General features: G+C 65.3%; 16 protein-coding genes. 14 read left to right on the top strand and 2 right to left on the bottom strand.

Annotated features, from left to right (window positions below):
• Together ABIB73_RS06210 and hydA are read left to right on the top strand one after the other, a co-directional pair.
• Nucleotides 1-732 carry a maleate cis-trans isomerase family protein gene (locus ABIB73_RS06210; protein ID WP_354222168.1) on the top strand — a complete coding sequence of 244 codons (732 nt, stop codon included), beginning with the start codon at nt 1-3 and terminating at the stop codon, nt 730-732.
• 11 nt (nt 733-743) lie between these two features.
• Entirely contained in the window at nt 744-2,153 is a 1,410-nt protein-coding gene (gene hydA / locus ABIB73_RS06205; protein WP_354222167.1) for a dihydropyrimidinase, read from the top strand.
• Between the two features lie 25 nt (nt 2,154-2,178).
• Here the strand turns inward: hydA and ABIB73_RS06200 are convergent, their stop codons facing one another.
• Entirely contained in the window at nt 2,179-3,219 is a 1,041-nt protein-coding gene (locus ABIB73_RS06200) for a Bug family tripartite tricarboxylate transporter substrate binding protein (RefSeq protein WP_354222166.1), read from the bottom strand.
• A gap of 211 nt (nt 3,220-3,430) precedes the next feature.
• The gene (locus ABIB73_RS06195) at nt 3,431-4,402 is read right to left on the bottom strand and encodes a LysR family transcriptional regulator (RefSeq protein WP_354222165.1); all 972 of its coding nucleotides are present in this window, start codon (nt 4,400-4,402) and stop codon (nt 3,431-3,433) included.
• Between the two features lie 169 nt (nt 4,403-4,571).
• On the opposite strand from ABIB73_RS06195, the gene ABIB73_RS06190 reads away from it, so the two are divergent.
• The 12 genes from ABIB73_RS06190 to ABIB73_RS06135 all read left to right on the top strand — a co-directional run bounded on the left by ABIB73_RS06190 (nt 4,572) and on the right by ABIB73_RS06135 (nt 21,588).
• Nucleotides 4,572-5,192, top strand: a complete 621-nt coding sequence (locus ABIB73_RS06190; protein ID WP_354222164.1) for a UbiX family flavin prenyltransferase — start codon at nt 4,572-4,574, stop codon at nt 5,190-5,192.
• Nucleotides 5,193-5,220: 28 nt separating this feature from the next.
• Entirely contained in the window at nt 5,221-6,642 is a 1,422-nt protein-coding gene (locus ABIB73_RS06185) for a UbiD family decarboxylase (protein ID WP_354222163.1), read from the top strand.
• A gap of 124 nt (nt 6,643-6,766) precedes the next feature.
• A complete protein-coding gene (locus ABIB73_RS06180; RefSeq protein ID WP_354222162.1) occupies nt 6,767-7,606 on the top strand; it encodes a helix-turn-helix transcriptional regulator in 840 nt (279 codons plus the stop codon).
• 131 nt (nt 7,607-7,737) lie between these two features.
• Nucleotides 7,738-10,749 carry a xanthine dehydrogenase family protein molybdopterin-binding subunit gene (locus tag ABIB73_RS06175; protein WP_354222161.1) on the top strand — a complete coding sequence of 1,004 codons (3,012 nt, stop codon included), beginning with the start codon at nt 7,738-7,740 and terminating at the stop codon, nt 10,747-10,749.
• The gene (locus tag ABIB73_RS06170) at nt 10,746-11,561 is read left to right on the top strand and encodes an FAD binding domain-containing protein (protein WP_354222160.1); all 816 of its coding nucleotides are present in this window, start codon (nt 10,746-10,748) and stop codon (nt 11,559-11,561) included. The genes ABIB73_RS06175 and ABIB73_RS06170 overlap by 4 nt, the downstream gene beginning before the upstream one ends.
• Nucleotides 11,558-12,076 (top strand): (2Fe-2S)-binding protein, encoded by a 519-nt coding sequence (locus ABIB73_RS06165; RefSeq protein WP_354222159.1) that lies wholly within the window; start codon nt 11,558-11,560, stop codon nt 12,074-12,076. The genes ABIB73_RS06170 and ABIB73_RS06165 overlap by 4 nt, the downstream gene beginning before the upstream one ends.
• Nucleotides 12,069-13,613, top strand: coding sequence for an AMP-binding protein (locus tag ABIB73_RS06160; protein WP_354222158.1), 1,545 nt, complete (start codon nt 12,069-12,071; stop codon nt 13,611-13,613). The genes ABIB73_RS06165 and ABIB73_RS06160 overlap by 8 nt, the downstream gene beginning before the upstream one ends.
• A gap of 29 nt (nt 13,614-13,642) precedes the next feature.
• The gene (locus ABIB73_RS06155; protein ID WP_354222157.1) at nt 13,643-14,449 is read left to right on the top strand and encodes an enoyl-CoA hydratase/isomerase family protein; all 807 of its coding nucleotides are present in this window, start codon (nt 13,643-13,645) and stop codon (nt 14,447-14,449) included.
• A gap of 76 nt (nt 14,450-14,525) precedes the next feature.
• Nucleotides 14,526-15,857 carry an MFS transporter gene (locus ABIB73_RS06150; RefSeq protein WP_354222156.1) on the top strand — a complete coding sequence of 444 codons (1,332 nt, stop codon included), beginning with the start codon at nt 14,526-14,528 and terminating at the stop codon, nt 15,855-15,857.
• 242 nt (nt 15,858-16,099) lie between these two features.
• Nucleotides 16,100-17,578, top strand: coding sequence for a MocR-like pyridoxine biosynthesis transcription factor PdxR (gene pdxR, locus ABIB73_RS06145; RefSeq protein WP_354222155.1), 1,479 nt, complete (start codon nt 16,100-16,102; stop codon nt 17,576-17,578).
• Between the two features lie 423 nt (nt 17,579-18,001).
• A complete protein-coding gene (locus tag ABIB73_RS06140; RefSeq protein ID WP_354222154.1) occupies nt 18,002-20,011 on the top strand; it encodes a hydantoinase/oxoprolinase family protein in 2,010 nt (669 codons plus the stop codon).
• Complete coding sequence (locus ABIB73_RS06135; RefSeq protein WP_354222153.1) at nt 20,008-21,588, top strand: hydantoinase B/oxoprolinase family protein; 1,581 nt, start codon at nt 20,008-20,010, stop codon at nt 21,586-21,588. The genes ABIB73_RS06140 and ABIB73_RS06135 overlap by 4 nt, the downstream gene beginning before the upstream one ends.
• Nucleotides 21,589-21,593: the final 5 nt, after the last annotated feature.

The raw sequence follows: 21,593 nt of genomic DNA, 5'->3' as shown, positions 1-21,593 counted from the left end.
ATGCGCAAGCGTCTCGGCATGATCACGCCGTCCTCCAACTCGGTCCTCGAGCCCGTCACCAGCGCCATGCTGCATGGCGTCGCTGACGTCACCGCGCATTTCTCGCGCTTTCGCGTTACCGAGATTGCGCTCGACGCCGCGGCGCTCAACCAGTTCGACGCCTCGGTGATGCTGCCGGCGGCGGATCTGCTGGCGGATGCCAAGGTCGATGCTATCGCCTGGAACGGCACCTCGGCAAGCTGGCTCGGCATCGGCCGCGACAGGAGCCTCTGCGCCGCCATCACGGAACGCACGAGCGCGCCGGCGACGACGTCCACGCTCGCCTGTATCGATGCTGCCCGCGCGCTCGGCGCCAGGCGCGTCGGCCTCGTCTCACCTTATACGGACGATGTGCAGCGCCGGATCGCGAAGGTGTGGGCCGAGGAGGGGATCGCCCCGCACGCGGAGCGGCATCTCGGGTTGCGCGACAATTTCTCCTTTGGCGAGGTCGCGCCTGCCACGATCGCGGACATGATCCGCGCGGTGGCGGCGGAAGGCGCCGACGCCGTCGTCATCCTCTGCACCAATCTCGACGGTGCCGCGCTTGCCGCCTCGCTCGAACGGGAACTGGATATCACCGTGCTCGACTCGGTCGCGGTCACGCTGTGGCGAACTCTCGACCTCGCCGGTGGTGACATCAGGGCTCTTGCGGAGTGGGGCCGGATCTTCCAGACATCAGCGGTCATCAAGTGACGGAGACTCCTGTGACGCAGCTCGATCTCGCGATTCGCGGCGGCACCATCGTGACGGCCAGCGACGAATTTTGCGCCGATATCGGCATTCGCGATGGCCGCATCGTCAGCATCGCCGATCGCATCGAGAATGCTGCCCGCGAGATCGACGCGACGGGATTGCTGGCGCTGCCGGGCGGGATCGACAGCCATGTTCACATCTCGCAGTCGTCCGGCCCCGACGTGGTGATGGCCGATGACTTTGCCTCGGCGACGCGTTCGGCTGCCGCCGGTGGCAACACCATGGTGCTGCCTTTTGCGCTTCAGGAGAAGGGCACCTCGCTGCGGACCTGCGTCGAGAACTACCGCAAGCTCGCCGAGGGCGAGTGCTACATCGACACCGCGTTCCACCTGATCATCTCGGATCCGACCGCGGTCGTGCTCGGGCAAGAGCTGCCGGCACTGGTCAAGGACGGCTATACGTCATTCAAGGTGTTCATGACCTATGACGACCTCGTGCTCAGCGACGAGCAATTGCTCGAAGTGTTCGAGGTCGCGCGCCGCGAGGAGGCGCTGGTGATGGTCCATTGCGAGGGCTATGACGCGATCCGCTTCCTCACCACCAAGCTCGAACGTGAGGGGCACATCGCGCCCTATTACCACGGCGTGTCCCGGCCCCAGGCCGTCGAGCGCGAGGCGACGCATCGCGCCATCAGCCACGCCGAAATCGTCGGCGTTCCCATCATGATCGTCCACGTCTCCGGGCGCGAGGCGATGGAGCAGGTGCGCTGGGCCCAGCAGCGCGGATTGCCGGTGCATGCGGAGACCTGTCCGCAATACATCACGCTGACGGCCGACGACATGAAGGGCCTGAACATGGACATCAGCGGCGCCAAATATGTCTGTTCTCCGCCGCCGCGCGATGCCGAGAGCCAGCAGGCGATCTGGGAGGGGATCACCACCGGCGTGTTTCAGACCTTCTCGTCCGACCACTGCCCGTTCCGCTACGACGATCCCAAAGGCAAGCTGACGCCGAATTCCCGCACCTCGTTCCGCTGGGTGCCGAACGGCATCCCCGGCGTCGAGACCCGGCTGCCGATCCTGTTTTCCGAGGGCGTCTCGAAGGGACGGATCACGTTGCAAAAATTCGTCGAGCTGACCTCGACCAACCACGCACGCATCTACGGTCTTTATCCGCGCAAGGGTTCAATCGGTGTCGGCTTCGATGCTGATATCGTGCTGTGGGATCCGAAACTGACGAAGCCGATCCGGCAGGCGGACCTGCACCACGGCTCGGATTACACGCCGTGGGAAGGATTCGACGTCACCGGCTGGCCGGTCACGACCATCGCCCGCGGCCGCGTGGTGTGCGAGCATGGCAAGATCGTCTGCGACAAGGGCGCGGGCGAGGTGCTGAGCCGCGGCAAGTCGAGCCTGGTGTGAACCTCACATCGGCTCGATGTGAGCGTCACATCGGCTCGATGCCGATCTTCCTGATGATTCCGGCCCATTTCGTGGTCTCAGAGGTCATGAAATCCTTCAGGCCTTGCGGGTCGAGCACCAGCGGCTCGGCGCCCTGCTCGACGAAGAGAGCGCGCACTTTCGGATCGTTCACGGCTTCGACCATCGCAGCGTAGAGCTTGTCGATTACGGGCTTGCCGGTGTTGGCGGGCGCGAGCAAGGCGAGCCACGCTGCGCTCTCATAGTCGTTGAGGCCGGCTTCGGCCGCCGTCGGAACGTCCGGCAGCGCGGTCATGCGCTTGTCGCTGGCAACGGCGAGAGGGCGTGCATCGCCGCTCGTGATCAGGCCGATGACGTTCGGCAAGAGCTGGAATCCGAGTGGAACCTGGCCCGCGATGAAGTCCGGCGTATAAGCGGCGATGTTGCGGTAGGGAACGTGAGTGATCTCGGTGCCCGTGAGCTGCTCGAAATAGGCGGCCGCCAGGTGCTGCGACGAGCCGACTCCGACCGTCCCGTAGTTCAGCTCCCGAGGATGCGCCTTGGCGTAGTCGATCAGCTCGTGCAGCGATTTCGGCGGCAGCCTCGAATTGATCACGATGACGTTCGGCAAGGTGGCGAACAGGCCGATCGGGGCGAGATCCTTCAGCGGATCGTAGGGGAGCTCCTTGTAGAGCGACTTGTTCGCAGCCAGCGGGCCGGAAGTGCTCATCAGCAAAGTGTAGCCGTCCGGAGCCGCATGCGCCGCGGCCGCGGTGCCGATATTGCCACCGGCGCCGGGGCGGTTGTCGACCACGAAGGCCTGTCCGAGGGTCGTGGCCATGCGGTTGAGCAGGATGCGCGTGATCACGTCGCTGGCGCTGCCGCCAGCAAAGGGGACGAGCACTTGGATCGGCCGTGTCGGATAGTCTTGCGCACTCGCACGCCGCAGCCCGGTAGCGGCGAGGACTGCGCCTGTGCCGAGCGAGAGCAGTGACCTGCGGTCGGGACGAAATCCCTCGCTCTGCTGCTGAGCGATGTCCGTGATTTTGCTGCGACCGAACCGTGCCATCTCGGACTGAATCTCCCGACCGTGTCTTGTTCTGCGAGCCCTGGGATCGTCCGGGACAACAGTCTTCCGGGATGAGTGTCAGGCCGCGATTTTCTACGCCTGGACCGTAGTTAGCGGCTTGATGCGACCGTCATGCCGGCCTGTCTCAAGACTTACCAATCCGTCTCATTTTGCGGGGGGCGCGACATCTTGTCCGAGCGGGGAGCGGAATTCAGGACGTCGTTTTTCTCCGGGGCTTTCGGCGCTCCTTGCGGGAGAACGATGTCGCGCCGCGGGAGGCGGGCTCCACGAGCTCCTTTGCCGCCGCGGCGGCCTGTGCAAGATCGTGGCTGATGACATCGAGCACGGCTTTCGCGGCAACGGACACCGCTCGCCGCGGATGATGCACCCACGCGATCGAGCGCACGATTCTCTGCTCATCGAAGCGATGCGCCCGGATGGTCCCGCTCGCAAGCGATTGCCGGAGCGCGATGGTCGGCAGCACGGTCGCGAAATCGGTGGTCGCGATCACATCGCACAGCGCGGGCAGGGTATCGAGCTCGAGACGTGGCCTCAGGTCGATGCCGACGGCGGCGGCGTGCTCGTCGAGGATCAGCCGCAGGCCGTGTCGCTTCGAGGGCAGCACCAGATCGAAATTCGCGATGTGGTCGAAACGAAGCTTGGCCGGTGGCTTGATCGGACTGTCCTTCCGGCAGGCGAAGACCATTTCCTCATCCATGACGTGGTGCGGGGTGAGGGACGTTTTTCGGCGCGGTACGTTGATCAGCGCAAAATCGAGCTGGCCGGTGTTGACCCAGTCGACCAGCGTCTCGGTATACCCCTCGCACGCGGACAGGGTGATCTCGGGATAGCGGCTGGCAACCGTCGCCGACGAACTCGCCATGGTGCTCTGTGCCACCGAGGTGATGAGGCCGACCGAGACCCGCCCCGAGATGCGTCCGCCGAGCTGCGCCATCTCCTGTCGTGCATACTCTGCGTCGCGCACGATCGGCGCCGTCAGTCGCAGCAGCGCCTCGCCGGCGCTGGTCAGCGTCATGCCCTGGACGCTGCGATCGAACAGCTTCTGGCCGAGCTCGGCCTCGAGTTTGGCGATCTGCATGCTCAGCGCCGGCTGCACGATGTTGAGCTGGCGCGCGGCGCGGGTGACGTTCTTTTCCTCGGCCAGGCACAGGAAATATTGCATCTGCCTCAGTTCCACGGGCTTCCCTTCGTTCGCGGATCTTGCTGCCGATCCATCATTTCAGATGATCGAATATATAATCAATCATTATTTGTATTGATGGATGCGGTTGCCTAGTCTTGCGGCGGACGACGTGGCCTTAGGGCGCGGACCCAGGGAGCGAAACAACGACATGCAGGACGCTAGCCCCAAGCGGATGATCATCGGCATTTCCGGCGCCTCGGGCGTCACCTACGGCGTGCGCCTGCTCCAGCTGCTGCGCAATGCGGGCGTCGAGACGCATCTGGTGATGTCGAAGACCGCCGAGCAGACATTCGCCTATGAGACCGACCTGAAGATCGCGGAGGTGAAGGAGCTCGCCAATGTCAGCCATGCGATCGACGACATGGCTGCGGCGATCTCGAGCGGGTCATTCCGGACCGCCGGGATGATCGTGGCGCCGTGCTCGATGCGCTCGATGTCCGAGATCGCTTCGGGCGTAACCACGACGCTGCTCACCCGCGCTGCCGACGTTGTGCTGAAGGAACGCCGCCGCCTGGTGCTGATGGTGCGCGAGACGCCGCTGCACACCGGGCATCTCAGGACAATGACGGCATTGTCCGAGATGGGCGCGATCATCGCGCCCCCTGTGCCGGCCTTCTACGCCAAGCCCGAGAATCTCGACGACATGGTCGACCACACCGTTGGCCGTATGCTCGACCTCTTCGACATCGATATCGGCATCGTGCGCCGTTGGGGCGAGGACGAAGCGCTGAAGCGCCGTCCACCGCCGCTGCGCAAGATCGCCCCCTGAGTTTAGAGAGCAAGGAAAGACCCGTCATATGCGAATGGAAAATGTTGCGGGGAAAGGCTCGAACACGCCCGCCGATCTGCGCGCCTGGCTCGCCTACCTCGCCGAGCGCGGCAAGCTCGCGATCGCTCGCGACGGCATTGGGCTAACCGACGAACTGGCCGCAGTCGCCAAGCGGCTGGAGCGCGACAGCGCCGTGCTGTTTCCGCGACCCGATGGCCACGAGATCCCCGTCGTCGCAAACCTCTTTGCCAGCCGTGACTGGGTCGCCGATTCCATCGGCGTAACCGAGGATCAGTTGCTGCCGCGGTTTCTTGCTGCCGCAAGTGCTCCGTTGCCGACCCATGAGGTGGCGAGCGGGCCAGTGCAGGAGGTCGTCCACGACGATGTCGACCTGCTTCGCCAGCTGCCGGTCCCCAAGCACAACGAGCGCGACAGCGGTCCCTACATCACGGCCGGACTATTGATCGCCCGCAATCCCAAGACCGGCGTGCAGAATGTCTCGATCCACCGCTGCCAGATCAGCAGCAAGAACCGTATCGGTGTCTTGCTGCTGCCGCGGCATACGTTCTCGTACTACCGCTTCGCTGAGGAGTTGGGTCAGGCATTGGAGATCGCGATCGTCATCGGCGCGCATCCGGCGCTGCTGCTGGCGTCCCAGGCGATCGCCGCGCTTGACGAGGACGAGATGGCGATTGCGGGCGCGCTGCTCGGCACGCCCGTGGACGTCGTCAAATGCCGGACCAATTCGGTCCGCGTTCCCGCCCACGCCGAAATCGTGATCGAGGGTCGGATCTTGCAGGGCGTGCGCGAGCCCGAGGGACCGTTCGGCGAATTCCCCCAATATTACGGCCCGCGCGCCAATCGCGAGGTGATTGAGGTCGATGCGATCACGCATCGCAAGGCGCCGATCTTTCATACCATCGTCGGCGGCGGCTTCGAACATCTGATCCTCGGCGGCGTTCCGCGCGAGGCGACGCTGCTCCAGCATCTGCGCCGCAGCTTCCCCAACGTGCTCGACGTCCGCCTGACGCGCGGCGGCACCTGCCGCTATCATCTGGCGATCAAGATGGACAAGACCAACGATGGCGAACCGAAGAACGTGATGATGTGCGCCTTCGGCGCGCATTACGACATCAAGCAGGTGGTCGTGGTGGACAAGGACGTCGATATCTCCTCGTCCGAAGAAATCGAATGGGCGGTGGCGACGCGCTTCCAGGCCGATCGCGATCTCATGGTTGTCTCCGGCGCGCTCGGCTCGAAACTCGATCCGACCACCGACAACGGCATCAGCGCCAAGATGGGGCTGGATGCAACGGCGCCCGTCAGCGCGCCCGAGCTCGCCTTCAAGCGCATCCGCGTCAAGGGCGAGGCGGAGGTCGATCTGGTCACCGCGTTGCAGGCCGATCCGGGCGCCGCGGTCGCGCGGCTGCTTGCGGAGGCGCGGGCATGAGCGGGTTACTACCCGATTGCAACTTGCGTCCGTTAGTGGCGTTGGCATCTTTGTCGGGTGCTGCTTATAGTGCCGCGCCAACACCACAATTATTTTGCAGCGCAACGCTGCGAGGGAGGAACTGATGTCGACGGCCCTGCGCATCGCTCATGGTGCTTTCGGCAGGGTCGCTCTGCTCGACATGGACCGTTCGCTGGTGCGTCACGCCCATCATCACTGCCATGTCCTGCTCAAGGTCGAGGGCGCCGACACGCAGTTCCTGGTGGGCGACCAGGTCACGCCGCTCACGGACACGACCGCCGTGCTCGTCGACGGCTGGAAGCCGCACTCTTATGTGCATGACGCCAGCCGGCCGCGGACGCTCATCATGGCGCTCTATATCGAGCCCGAATGGCTGAAGGAGTTCCGCCCCGGCTGGGCTGCGAGCGGTGCGCCAGGGTTCTTCGAGCGGCCGTCGGGCGAGGTGTCGCCGCGCATCCGTCAGCTCGCGCTGCATCTCGCCGCCGAAATGATGGCTAATCCCGACGCGGTGCGCACGCACGAGCAGACGCTGTCGGACCTCATGATCGCGGTGATCGAGCGCTTCACGCCCTGGCGCAGCTTTCCGAACTCGATCCGCGGCATGAGCGCGGTGAGCTGCGACTGGCGGATTCGGCGGGCGATGGATGCGATGCGGGTGCAGGATTCCTGTGCCAGCGTCGATCAATTCGTGAAGGGCGCAGGCCTGTCGCGCGCGCAGTTCTTTCGCCTGTTCGACGCCTCGCTCGGCGTCTCGCCAAAGATCTATCTCAACGTCGTGCGCATGGAGCGTGCGCTGGATGCCGTGATGCGCGAGGAGACGCCGCTCGGCGAACTCAGCGAGCGTTTTGGTTTTCCAGAGCCTGCGCATTTCACGCGCTTCTTCCGCGACCATGCCGGCGTCAGCCCGCGCGAGTTTCGCAGCGTCTCGCGTCTTGCTGGCTGATATTGCGCTGCACGCGCCTGCAAATGAGACGATTTGGTAAGTCGTGAGAGCGGGCGGTATGGCCCGCGCACCCTCTGTCCTGACAACTGTCACCGTCGCGTCAAAGAGCGCGTCGGGAGGTATGCCGGGACATGTTGCAGGCGGTCAAATCCGCAAACTCGGTCGATCACGACAAGAGTGGCGACAGGTGGGTCGGGCGTTCGATCGAGCGCGTCGAGGACGCCGCGCTGCTCAGTGGTCGCGGCCGCTTCATCGACGATCTCGGCGTTCAGCCCGGTACGCTGCACGCAACCATCCTGCGTTCGCCGCATGCCCATGCGGATATTCTTTCGATTGACGTTGACGCGGCCCAACGCCTGCCGGGCGTTGCCGCAGTCCTGACCGGCGAGGACGTCAAGGCTGTCACCTCGAGTCTCGTCGTCGGCGTGAAGGCGCCGGTCGAGTGCTGGCCGATTGCGATCGACCGCGTGCGCTATGTCGGCGAGCCCGTCGCCGTGATCGTGGCGACCGATCGCGCCCGCGCCGAGGATGCGGCCGAGCTGATCAATATCGAATATCGCCCGCGTAGTGCGGTCGTCGATCCGCTTGGCACGCTCGCGCCGGGCGCGCCCGTCCTTCACGACGGCTTTCCCGGCAATCTCGCGAGCGATCGCGCCTTCCGCTACGGTGATCCCGAGCAGGCCTTTGCCGACGCGCCGCATCGCTTTTCCATCGACATCCGCTATCCCCGCAACTCCTGCACGCCGATCGAGACCTATGGCGTTGTCGCCTCGCATGATGCCGGCGAGGATGCGTTCGAGGTTCTCGCCAATTTCCAGGGCCCGTTCAGCATCCACACGGTCATTGCGCGCGCGCTGAAAGTGCCGGGCAATCGGCTGCGGCTGCGCACGCCGCCGGATTCCGGCGGCAGCTTTGGCGTCAAGCAGGGTGTGTTTCCCTACATCGTGCTGATCGCGGCGGCCGCGCGTGTCACGGGACGCCCGGTCAAATGGATCGAGGACCGGCTCGAGCATCTGACCGCATCGGTGTCGGCGACCAATCGCGCGACGACCTTGTCGGCGGCGGTTGCGGCCGACGGCAGAATCCTCGCGCTCGACTGGGACCAGGTCGAGGATTGCGGCGCGCATCTGCGTGCGCCGGAGCCCGCCACGCTCTACCGCATGCACGGCAATCTGACCGGCGCCTACGACATCCGCCACGTCAGGATCCGCAACCGCGTCGTCGTCACCAACAAGACGCCGACCGGGCTCAACCGCGGCTTCGGCGGACCCCAGGTCTATTTCGCGCTGGAACGGCTGGTGCAGCGCATCGCGATCGGCCTCGGCCTCGATCCGCTCGATGTGATCAAGCGCAACCTGATCGACGCGGATGCCTTTCCCTATCGCACCGCGACGGGCGCATTGCTCGATTCCGGCAACTATCAAGAGGCCGTCGCGCTCGCGGTCGAGGAGGGCAGGCTCGCCGAGCTTAGGACGCGCCGGGACGAAGCGCGGGCGCAGGGGCGTCTCTACGGCATCGGCTTCACCGCTGTGGTCGAGCCCAGCGTCTCCAACATGGGCTACATCACCACTGTGCTGACGGCGGCCGAGCGCCGCAAGGCGGGGCCGAAGAACGGCGCGCAGGCGACCGCAACAGTCGGGCTCGATCCGGTCGGCAGCGTCACGGTTCACGTCGCGTCCGTGCCGCAGGGGCAGGGCCATCGCACTGTGCTGTCCCAGGTCGTCGCTGACGTCTTCGGTCTCGAACCGAAGGACATCCGCGTCAACACCGAGATCGATACCGCAAAGGATGCCTGGTCAATCGCATCGGGCAACTACGCGAGCCGCTTCGCCGCGGCCGTGGCCGGCACGGCAAAGCTCGCGGCCGAGCGCGTCGCCGGCCGCCTCGCCCGCATCGCCGCCAGCCATTTGAATGTCGAAGCCGCCGACATCGTGTTCGCGCGGGGCCTCGTTGCCTCAAAGCACAATCCCGAGAACCGGATCGCGTTCTCCCGCGTCGCAGCGCTGAGCCACTGGTCGCCGGGCTCGCTGCCGGACGATGCCGGCCAGACCATTCGCGAGACCGTGTTCTGGACGCCGCCGGAGCTGACGCCGCCCGACGACGAGGACCGCATCAATTCCTCGCTCTGCCACGGCTTCATCTTCGACTTCTGCGGCGTCGAGATCGACCGCATTACGCTGGAGACCCGGATCGACCGCTACGTCACCATGCATGATTGTGGCACCATCCTGCATCCCGGCATGGTGAACGGCCAGATCCGCGGCGGATTTGCGCAGGCGCTCGGTGCCGCGCTCTACGAGGAATATGCCTACGCCGAGGACGGTAGCTTTCTCACGGGAACGCTCGCCGACTATCTGCTGCCGACCACAACCGAGGTGCCGGAGCCGCAGATCATCCACATGGAGACGCCGTCGCCGTTCACCCCGCTTGGAGCAAAAGGCGTCGGCGAAGGCAACTGCATGTCGACGCCGGTTTGCATCGCCAATGCAGTGGCGGACGCGCTCGGCATTGCCGACATCACCTTGCCGCTGGTGCCGGCGCGGCTCGCCGAGATGGTCCGCGGCGCCGAGCCGCCGCCTCCGTCGGGAGGCGCGACCGGCGCGCCCGTGCGCGAAGGCGACCGGCGGCTGCGCGGCGAGGGCGAGGCCTTGGTGAAGGGCGCGCCCGAGCAGGTCTGGGCGATGCTGCTCGACCCGAACACCTTGCAATCCGTCATTCCCGGCTGCCAGCGCGTCGACAAGATCACCGAGACGCATTTCCGCGCCGACGTGACGCTCGGCATCGGCCCCGTCAGCGGGCGCTATCGTGCCGACGTCGAGCTGTTCGACCTCGACCCGCCGCGCGCCGTCACTCTTCGCGGAGGAGCCACCGGTGCGCTTGGTTTTGGTAGCGCCGAGGGACGCATTACGCTTGCGCCCGACGATAAAGGCGGCACGCGGCTGACCTACAGCTATGACGCGGCGATCGGCGGCAAGGTCGCCAGCATCGGCGGCCGCCTGCTCGACGGGGCGACGCGCGTGATCATCGGCCAGTTCTTCACGGCACTGGCCCGCAAGGCCAGCGGTGGCGGTGCCTCCGGCAGCGGCTTCTCGCTGTTCGCGCTGCTGGCCAGGCTTACGAGCCTGTTCGGAGGGCGCCGATGAAGCCCGCCGCCTTCGATTATGTCCGCGCAGAAACTGTCAGCGATGTCCTCGACGGGCTCGCACAGGAAGGCGGCAATGCGCGCGTGCTCGCCGGCGGCCAGTCGCTGATGGCGATGCTCAACATGCGCCTCGCCAAGCCAAAGCTCCTGATCGATATCATGCGCCTGAAAGAGCTTCGCCGCATCGAGCGGCAGAGAGACGCCGTCGTCATCGGCGCCGGTGTCCGCCAGGCCGAGCTGCTCGCCTGGCCGCATCTCGCCGAGGCGCTGCCGCTGGTCGCGCTGGCGCTGCCATGGGTCGGGCACATGCAGACCCGCAGCCGCGGCACGATCTGCGGCTCGCTCGCGCATGCCGATCCCAGCGCCGAGATGCCGCTGACGCTGGTCGCGCTCGATGGCGAGGTGTTTTTGCGCAACGCCAAACGGCGACGCCGTGTTCCAGCAAAAGACTTCTTCGCCGGCATGATGCTGACCGCTCGGGCCGACGACGAGCTGATCGAGGGCATTTCGCTTCCGATTATCAAGGGATCGCGCTGCGCCTTCCGCGAGGTCGCACGCCGGCACGGCGATTTCGCCATCGTCGCCTGCGCTGCGATGAAAATCGCCACGGGTGTGCGCCTCGCCGTCGGCGGCGTCGCCGACGTGCCAACGGCGCGCGACTGGCCGCGGCTCGAGGGCAGCGCGCTCGACGATGCCCTCAATGCCTTTGCCTATGAGCTCGGCGCGCGCGACGACGTCCACGCCACCGCGCGCTATCGCCGCGACCTCGTGCGCATGATCGGCCGCGACCTGATTAGCGAGGTGCTGCGATGACCCGTCTCAGGGCGGATAGCCGCCATGCCGTCCGCTTCGCGCTGAATGACAAGCCGGTCGAGGTGGAAGCCGAGCCACGCATGCTGCTTTCCGATGTCCTGCGCCACCAGTTGGGCGCGACCGGGACCCATGTCGGCTGCGAGCACGGCGTCTGCGGCGCCTGCACAATCGTCGTCGACGGCATGCTGACACGGTCATGCCTCACGCTCGCGGCGCAGGTCGACGGCTGCGATATCAGGACGGTCGAGGGGCTCGCGCCGTCGGCGGACCGGCTCGGTGTGCTGCAACGTGCCTTTCGCCGCAACCATGCGCTTCAGTGCGGTTTCTGCACCGCCGGCATCCTGATGTCGCTCGACCACTATCTCGGCCGCAATCCGGCGCCGACGGAAGCGGATATCCGCGACCTCCTCAGCGGCCATCTGTGCCGCTGCACCGGCTACACCCCGATCATCCAGGCGGCGCTCGAAGCGGCCGCCCAGCTTGCCTCAGCCAATGAAGAGACTTCCGATGCTTGATCTCGCCAGCAGCTTCAAAGCCAGTGCCGCGCGTGATCCCCACGGCATTGCGCTGGTCGATGGCGATCTGCGGCTGACTTACCGGCAGTGGTACGAGCAGATCTCCTCACTTGTCGTCTCGTTCGACCGCCTCTGCCTGAAGCCGGGCGATCACGTCATCACACTGCTGCAAAACCGCTGGGAGGCGGCGACGCTGCACTGGGCCTGCCAGTTCGCCGGCCTCGTCATTACCCCAATCAACTGGCGCGCCAAGGCGGACGAACTCGACTATTGCATCGAGAATGCCGAAGCCCGCGCGATCCTCTACCAGGATGTCTCCGCGGAGGCCGTGAGGGGATCCGCGCGTGCCGGCCGGTTACGGCAAGTCGCGATCGGCCTGGAGGCGCAGGGGGCGATCAGCTTCACCGACCTCATCAAAGATCGTGCACCTGACGCCGAGCCGCATGTCGGCGCCGACGCCTGGTCGATCATGCTCTACACCTCCGGCACGACCTCGCGGCCAAAGGGTGTGCCAAGACGCCATCGCGCCGAAAGGGCTGCAGCGATCGCCCATGTCGCGCAAAACCTCTACGGCCGCGGCGAGCGCACGCTAGGCGTGATGCCGCTCTACCACACCATGGGCGTCCGCTCGTTGCTGGCGATGTCGCTGATCGGCGGCACCTTCATTTGCCTGCCGCGCTATGACAGCCGTCAGGCGCTGGCGCTGATCGAACAGGAAAAGATTACAAATCTCTATCTGGTGCCGACGCTCTACCACGATCTCGTCCATCACGATGCGTTTGCCGCAACCGACCTAACGAGCGTGCGCAAGCTCGGCTTTGCCGGTGCGTCGATGACCGACGGTCTCCTGAAAAAGCTGAACGCCGCATTCAAGCCGGAGCTGTTCGTCAATCACTACGGCAGCTCCGAGATCTACACCTTTACGATCGACCAGAATGCGCCCGCAAAACCCGGTTCGGCCGGCAAGGCCGGCCTCAACCAGCACGTCAAGGTCGTGCGCATCGGAGCTCGCTCGATCGCAGATCTTGCTGCGGTCGGCGAGGAGGGCGAGATCATCGCAACGCTCGCTGGCGACGAGGCCTTTGAAGGTTACTGGCGCCGTCCCGAAGCGGATGCCAAGTCGTTGCGCGAGGGCTGGTATTTCACCGGAGATACCGGCTTCGTCGATCCCGACGGCGATCTCTTCGTTACCGGCCGCGTCGACGACATGATCATCACCGGCGGCGAGAACGTCTCGCCGGTCGAGATCGAAAGCTGCCTGTCGCTGCATCCCGCCATCGACGAGGTCGCAGTGGTCGGCGTTGCCGACGAGAAATGGGGCAAGGTCGTTGCTGCCTTCGTCAAGCGCAATCGCTCCGTGTCCGACGTCGAACTGGAGCAGTTCTGCCGCACCTCCGGCCTTGCCAATTTCAAGCGGCCGCGCCGCTACGTTTTCGTCGACGCGATTCCCAAATCGCCCGTCGGCAAGCTGCTGCGGCGACTGCTCGTCGCCGGAGAATACGAGGCCGAGCGTCTGCCGCCATCGGATGCCGCCTGATCACCAATCATCAACGGAAGGAAGAGGACATGCCGTCACCATACACATTTTCCGATCCGCGGCTTGCCAGGCTCGACGGGTTCAAGGTCGAGATTGACGAGGCGCATGAGCGCGCCGACATCATCCTTGGACGACCGCCCTACAACGTCGTAGCGATGCCGCAGCGCGACCAGCTCCGGCTGACCTTCGAGACGCTGGACGAGGATCCGCGCGTCCGCATCATCGTGTTGCGAGGCGAGGGCGAGCACTTCTCCAGCGGCGGCAACATCGGCGGCTTCATGGAGGCGAGCCCCGAGCATGTCTCCAAGCTCGCCTGGAACATCGCTGCGCCCGCGCGCTGCGCCAAGCCGGTGATCGTTGCCAACCGCGGCTATTGCTTCGGCGTCGGCTTCGAGCTGTCGCTCGCCTGCGACTTCCGCATCGCATCCGAGACCACGCAATACGCGCTGCCCGAGCAGAAGCTCGGCCAGATTCCGGGCTCTGGCGGTTCGGCGCGCTTGCAGAAAATGGTCGGCATCACCCGCACCAAGGACATCGTGATGCGCTCCAAGCGCATTTCGGCCAAGCAGGCGCTGGAGTGGGGCATCGCCACCGAATGCGTGCCCGATGCCGAGCTCGAGAAGGCCACCGACAAGCTCGTCGACGAGCTTCGCACCTTCTCGCCGCTGGCACAGCGCACGGCCAAGAAGCTTCTGAACGACACCGAGGATTCGACGCTCGCGATCGCGATCGAGCTCGAGGGCCACTGCTACAGCCGGCTGCGCCAGTCCGAAGACTTCAAGGAGGGCGTCGAGGCCTTCAACGCCAAGCGCCCGCCGAAATTCGCCGGCCGCTGATCGAACGACACGAACAATTGCCGCGGTTCGCAATGGCGCGGACCGCGGCGTGACACAAACGGGGGAGATAAACAATATGGCTGAGATGGATATGCCGGTCGCAGGCGCCGAGGCGTCGGCCGGCAACAAGCAAATGGTCAACGCGATCATCGCGTCCGTATTGGGATGGGCGCTCGATCTGTTTGATTTGTTCATTCTTTTGTATGTCGCGCCGGTCATTGGCGCGCTGTTCTTTCCGTCGAGCAATGCGGCGCTGTCGCTGGCGGCAGTCTACGGCTCGTTCGCCGTCACCCTGCTGATGCGGCCGCTCGGCTCGGCGGTGTTCGGCCATTATGCCGACGTGCACGGCCGCAAGCAGGCCATGCTGATCGCCATCATCGGCGTTGGTCTCAGCACCGCGGCGTTCGGGCTGTTGCCGACCATTGCCCAGGTCGGCGTCCTCGCACCGATCATCTTCTTGATCCTGCGCCTGGTGCAAGGCATCTTCGTCGGCGGCGTCGTCGCCTCCACCCACACCATCGGCACGGAGTCGGTGCCGGCGAACTGGCGCGGCGCAATGTCGGGCCTGGTCGGCGGCGGCGGTGCCGGCATCGGCGCGCTGCTGGCGTCGTTCATCTTCCTGATCACGTCCTCGGTCTTCCCCGGCGATGCCTTCGCGGTGTGGGGCTGGCGCTTCATGTTCTTCTCCGGCCTGCTGAGCTCGCTGCTCGGCTGGTTCATCTTCCGGAACCTCGAAGAATCTCCCTATTTCAAGGAGCTCAAGCGCCAGCAGGGCAACAAGCAGGCGAAGGTCTCGAAGGCGCCGGTCAGGGACGTGTTTTCGGGCGAGTATCGCGGCGTGCTGCTGGTCAATCTGCTGATCACCTTCGGCGGTGGCGCCGGCTATTACCTGACCTCGGGCTATCTGCCGAGCTTCCTCAAGGTCATCAACGCGGTCCCGAACCAGACCTCGTCGTTGATCCTGATGGGCGCGAGCATCTCTGCGTTCTTCTCCGCGGTGCTGGTGGGCGCATTGAGCGACCGCATCGGCCGCAAGAAGACGTTCCTTATCATTGGTGTCCTCGCGGCGGTGCTGCTGCCGTTGTGCTATCTCAACCTCGCGGCCACCAAGGACACGACGCAGATCACGCTCTATGCGTTCGCCATCGCCTTCATCGGCAATGCCGGCTACGCGCCGGTGCTGATCTTCCTGAATGAGCGCTTCCCCACCGCGCTGCGCGCCAGTGGCACGGGCCTGTCCTGGAACATCGGCTTTGCGCTGGGCGGCATGATGCCGACCTTCGTATCGCTGGTCAGCGGCAGCCCCGCGGAGATTCCGATGTCACTGGCATACTTCGCCGTCGGTGTCTTCGTCGTCTACCTGATCGGCGCAATCGTGATCCCCGAGACCAAGGGCAACTTCCGCTGAGCGGAGCACCGGCGCGGCCGCATCGAGGCCGCGCCGGCTCGCCGAATTGCACAATGAGACGGGAATGGAGGAACTGCATTTCCTGCCAAGACTGGACCCGAATCCGCTCTTGGCCCATCCTGAGCTGACACCGGCGACTTTTGCCGGCCGTTCCAACAGCTCACCTCTACGCGATGGACAGAGATCGTCAGCCAAGCAAACGCGTCTCCCTTGCCGGGATGCACATCGACCGGACGTCGACCGTGCCGCTGCACTTGCAGATTGCGGCCCACATCCGGGATTGCATTCTGCGCGGTGTCTTTCCGGCCGGAACCCAATTTCTCGGCTCGCGCGAGATCACGCGGGAATTGGGCTGTTCGCGCACGGTGGTGTTGACCGCCTGGGATCTGCTCTATGCCGAAGGCTATCTGGAATCGACGCCGCGCGGCAGCGTCATGGTGGGGTCTGTCGCGACACCGCATGCGCAGCCGCCTTCGGCCGTATCACCGGCCGCCGCACCCGTGCATATGTCGAAGCGCTGGCGCTCGCTGCTCGCCTTCGACTACGAGACCAACTGGCCCTCGGAGTTCAGCCCGGGCGCGCCCGACATCTCGACCTTCCCGTTCAAGGAATGGTCGCGCCTGCTGCGTCAGACCTGGCAAAATCCGAGAGAGCAGGAGTGCCTTGATCTTCCGCCGGAGGGCCATCCGCGGCTGCGACGCGAGATCGCGAACTTCCTCGGCTCGGTCCGTGGGCTCGTCTGCTCGCCGGAGGAGGTGGTCGTCACCTCCGGCACCTCGGGCGCACTGGATTTTTGTAGCCGGATGATCCTCGATCCCGGCGACGAGGTCTGGGTCGAGGAGCCCGGCTTCGTCGAGGCCCGGTGGGCGCTTACGGCCGCCGGCGCGAAGCTGGTTCCGGTTCCCGTCGACGACAAGGGTATGGTCGTCGCGGAGGGAATCCTGCGTGCCCCGGCTGCGCGGTTGATCGTGGCGACACCATCGCATCAATACCCGCTCGGCGTCAGCATGGGTCTGGAACGGCGTCTCGAACTCCTGGACTGGGCGAACAGGAACGACGTCTGGGTGATCGAGGACGACTACAATTCAGAGTTCAGGCACCAGGACAGCATGATCGCTTCCTTGCGATCGCTCGATCGCGAGGGACGGGTGATCTATTTCGGCACCTTCTCGAAGATCATGATGCCGAACCTGCGGCTCGGCTACATCGTTGCGAACCGGCATTTCATCGACGGGTTCTCGAAGGGCCGCGCGCGCATCGACGTCCATACCTCCGGCATCGGACAACTCGCTCTGGCCGAATTCATGCGGGAAGGGCACCTGCTGCGGCATCTGCGCGGGATGCGGCGGGTCTATGCTAGCAGGCGAAAGGCGCTGATCTCTGCGATCGCAGCCCTGATGCCGGATGATCTCACCGTGTCCTCCGCCGTCACCGGGCAGCATTTGGTGGCTCTGTTGACCGACGCGATGCGGGCGCGGATGAGCGATCGTGAGGCGGCCGGGATTCTGAAGCAAGCCGGTATCCACGTGCAGCCGCTGTCGCAAAACTTTCTGGAGCAGCCGACGCGGCAGGGCCTGGTGTTCGGCTATGGACGCTTGCGCGTCGAGGATGCGTCTCCGCTGCTTGCGAGAATCGCGGCTCGCATCGGTAGCGGCGCCCGCAATGCACCATCCGACCCGACAATATCGCCTCTTGCTGTTCGTACAATAAAGAGAGGCTGAGCCGACCACCGTGCATAGCTCGTAGGCACCCGGATATCCCGTAGCGCCGCTCGATCGCCTGCAAATTAGACAGACGATTTGGGGCGCTTGGATTGCAGTGCAGTGGGCATCACGATTTGCGCCGAAAAATCTGTGGTGCGCTGCACTTTTCTCGCGTGAAGCAGTCCACATTCGCGTGCACTCTGCGCGGGCACCTCTGCACCAAAACGTGCAGCCGATGCGGGCGCGCGGCGCCGGTCGCGTGCTGGTCTAGTGGTTTGCGACAACTCTGGCCCTGTCCCGAGCCCGTCGCTCTGTCGCACGCTCGCGGGCGGTGGCATGACAAGGGATGATGATGAGCGCACTCGGTTTGGCATTGGACGTTGCGATGGACGGTAAGAATTCGGCGTCCGGTTCGGACGTCATCCGTAGCTGACCCTGCACATGAGTTCCTTCGAAAATCACTGGGAAGTCGGCACCGATATCGGTGGCACCTTCACCGACATCATCGCGATCAGGCGCGATTCAGCGGAGGCGCGGATCGCAAAAGTGCCGTCGCGGCCGCAGGCTCCCGTTCAGGCGATGCTGGAGGCCATCGAGGCCGTCGGCTTGCGCAAGAGCGAGGTCAAGCGCTTCGTTCACGGCACCACGCGCGTGACCAACGCCATCGTCGAGGGACGGCTGCCGAAAGTCGCGCTGGTCGCGACCGAAGGATTTGCCGACGTGCTCGAGATCGCACGCTACCGCCGGCGTGATCTCTATCGTCTCGACATCCCGCCGAAATCGCCGCCGCTGGTGCCGCCCGAACTCTGCTTCGGGCTCGCCGAGCGTCTCGATCACGAGGGGCGGGTGCTGAAGGCGTTGGAGGAAGCGGAAATCGAGCGTCTGGCGGCGTGGCTGAAGGAGACCGGCGTTCAGAGCGTCGCGGTGGCCTTGCTCCATGCCTATGCCAACCCGGTGCATGAAAAGATGCTCGGCGAACGCCTCAAGGAGGTCATCGCCCACGTCTCGCTGTCGCACGAGGTCAATCCCGAGGCGCGCGAATACGAGCGGACATCGGCGACCGTGTTCAACGCGGCCGCGATGCCGATCGCGGTGGAATATCTCAGCGAGCTGGAGCAGCGGCTGCCGATCGGCCCCGGCCTGCAGGTGTTTCATTCCGCCGGCGCCATGATCCCGATCTCCGCCGTGAAACGGCGGCCGCTGGTGATGGCGCTGTCGGGTCCGGCGGCTGGCGTCTCGGCATCCGTCAGCATCGCGCGCCAGCTCGGCACGTCCCGCATGCTGACCTTCGACATGGGCGGCACCACGACCGACGTGTGCCTGATCGTCGACGGCCAGGCCGAGATGACCGACGGCCGCATGCTCGGCGACAAGCCGCTGCGCCAGCCGATGCTCGCGGTTCATTCGATCGGGGCGGGCGGCGGATCAATCGTGCGCAACGGACCGGGCGGCCTGACGGTTGGGCCGGAGAGCGCGGGCTCCGAGCCGGGGCCGGCCTGTTACGGCCGCGGCGGCACCGAGCCGACGATCACCGACGCCAACGCCGTGCTCGGCTATCTCAATCCCGAGACCAAGCTCGGCGACCGCATTGGCATCGATATCACGGCCGCTTTGCGCGTCATTGAGCCGATCGCGCATGCGCTGGGACTGGGCCTGACCGAAACGGCGCTCGGCATCATCAAGGTCGCGAACGCAACCATGGCACGTGCGCTCCGCCGCGTCACGGTCGAGCGCGGCATCGACGGACGCGACTGTACGTTGCTCGCCTTCGGCGGTGGCGGCCCGATGCATGCCGCGGGCCTTGCCGATCTCTACGGGATTGCGCAGGTCGTCGTGCCGAGTGCATCGAGCGCGTTCTCGGCGCTAGGCTGTCTCACCGCCGATTTCAGTTTCCTCCAGCAGCAAACGTTGCGTGCCGCTCTCGACGGCATCGATCTCGCCCGCGTGTCGGAGCGGATTGGAGCGCTGATCAACGATGCGTCGGCGCCGCTCATCGCCAATGGCGTTGCCAATGTGGAAATCCAGCTCGAACTGGTGGCCTTGATGCGCTACGCCGCGCAGAACGACGCCATTCCGGTGCCGTTCGCGCTGCCGCTCGATGTGATGCGGCTGAAGAAGGACTTCCTGGCGCGGCATCATGAACTCTTCGGCTATGCGACGAACGAGAGCTGCGTCATCGAATCGGTACGGGTGCAGGCACGCCGCCCATCGACGACAGTCGTAAGCCGGCCGGCGACTGCGGTAAGGATGGTGTCCACTGGCAAACGCATCTGCTCGTTCGACGGCTTCCATGAGGTCGCGACCGCGATCGTCGACCGCGCGGCGGCGTCCGACGTGGTCAGCGGACCCGCGATCATCGAGGACGCATGGTCGACGGTGGTGGTGCCGCCCGGCTGGCAGGCGAAGCCCGATGATGCCGGCAATCTGTTCCTGACGCGGGGGGCGGTATGAAGCTCGATCCGTTCGTCGTCGAAGTCATCCGGCACGGGCTTTCTGCCGCGGCCGAGGAAATGAGCCTGGTGATGACGCGCTCGGCGCGCTCGCCGCTGCTGCGCGAGGCCGGCGACCTGTCATCGGCGATCACCGACGGCCGCGGTGGTCTGGTCGGGCAGGGCCGTGACATCCCGATCCATCTCGGCGCGATGGCCTATACCATTCCCGAACTGCTGAAGGTGGTGCCGGCCGACACCCTGAATGACGGCGACGTGCTGATCTACAATCTCGGCGCGCTCGGCGGCAATCATCTCAACGACGTCAAGGTCGTGCGGCCCGTGTTCGTCGACGGCGAGATCGTAGCGTTCGCGGTCAGCCTTGCGCACTGGCCCGACATCGGCGGCACCTGGCCCGGCAGCTATTTCGCCAAGGCGATCGACACGTTCCAGGAGGCAATGCGCATTCCGCCGGTGTTGATTGCGACCGCGGCCGGCGTCAACGCGGCTGTCATGCAGCTGCTTAAGGTCAATGTTCGCGACCCCAAAGCCTGCGAGGGCGATCTCCTCGCCCAGATCGCGGCGACCAAGGCTGGCGAGCGGCGCATCGTCGAGCTCTGCCGCGAGCACGGCAAGCCGGTATTCACGGCGACGCAGTCGCGCCTTCACGATCTCTCGGAGATCGAGATGCGCGAGGCGCTGCGTGCGCTGCCGGACGGAGTCTACAAAGGCGAGGACTATCTCGACGACGGCGGCGTGAACAATGCGCCTGCGCGCATCCATGTGAAAATCACCATCGCGGGCGATGAAGCGACCTTCGATCTGTCCGGGAGTTGCGATCGCGTCTCGAATTTCTGCAATACCACGCCGTTCATCGCGCGCTCGGCTGTGGCCTATGCCGCGCGCATCATGAGCGGGCGCGACATGCAGCAGAACGCGGGCGCGCTCCGGCCTTTGACCATCATCACGCGTCCGGGCTCGATCCTGGAGCCGGGCTGGAACGCCTCCGTCGCCGCCGGCAACCACGAGACCTCGATGCGGATCGTCGATGCGGTCTTCCGCGCCATGCAGGACACGATCCCCGAACGCCTGTCGGCGGGCGGCGCTACTACTGCGGGCGTGCTGTTCTTCGCCGAGCCGCGGCAGGATGGTTCGTGGAAGATGCTCTACGAGGTTCACGGGGGCGGCGAAGGCGCGCGGCATGATCGGACGGGCGTATCGGCGACCCGGGTGCATCTGGCCAACACTTCGAACACGCCGGCCGAGGTGATCGAGGCGAATTATGCGATTCGCGTCGAGCAGCAGGCCATTCGCCGGGAGTCCGGTGGGACGGGAAAATATTGCGGCGGCGACGGCGTGGTTCGCGCCTATCGCATCCTGGCACCGTCGATGCATCTGACGACCTGCATCGAGCGCATGGTGATTCCGCCATTCGGCATGCAGGGCGGCGGGCCCGGCAAGCCCTGCCGCGTCTCGCTGATCAGGCAAGGCCAAAACGTGGCGATCGACGGCAAGTCGAACCTCGTGCTGCAGCAGGGCGATGTCGTCACCATCGAGAGCTGCGGCGGCGGTGGCTACGGCGCCGAGCCGGCGGAATGAAGGGA

It is taken from the genome of Bradyrhizobium sp. F1.4.3 (genome assembly GCF_040548375.1).
In the GTDB taxonomy this organism is placed as follows: domain Bacteria; phylum Pseudomonadota; class Alphaproteobacteria; order Rhizobiales; family Xanthobacteraceae; genus Bradyrhizobium.
This window is presented reverse-complemented; position numbering and strand designations above follow the sequence as displayed.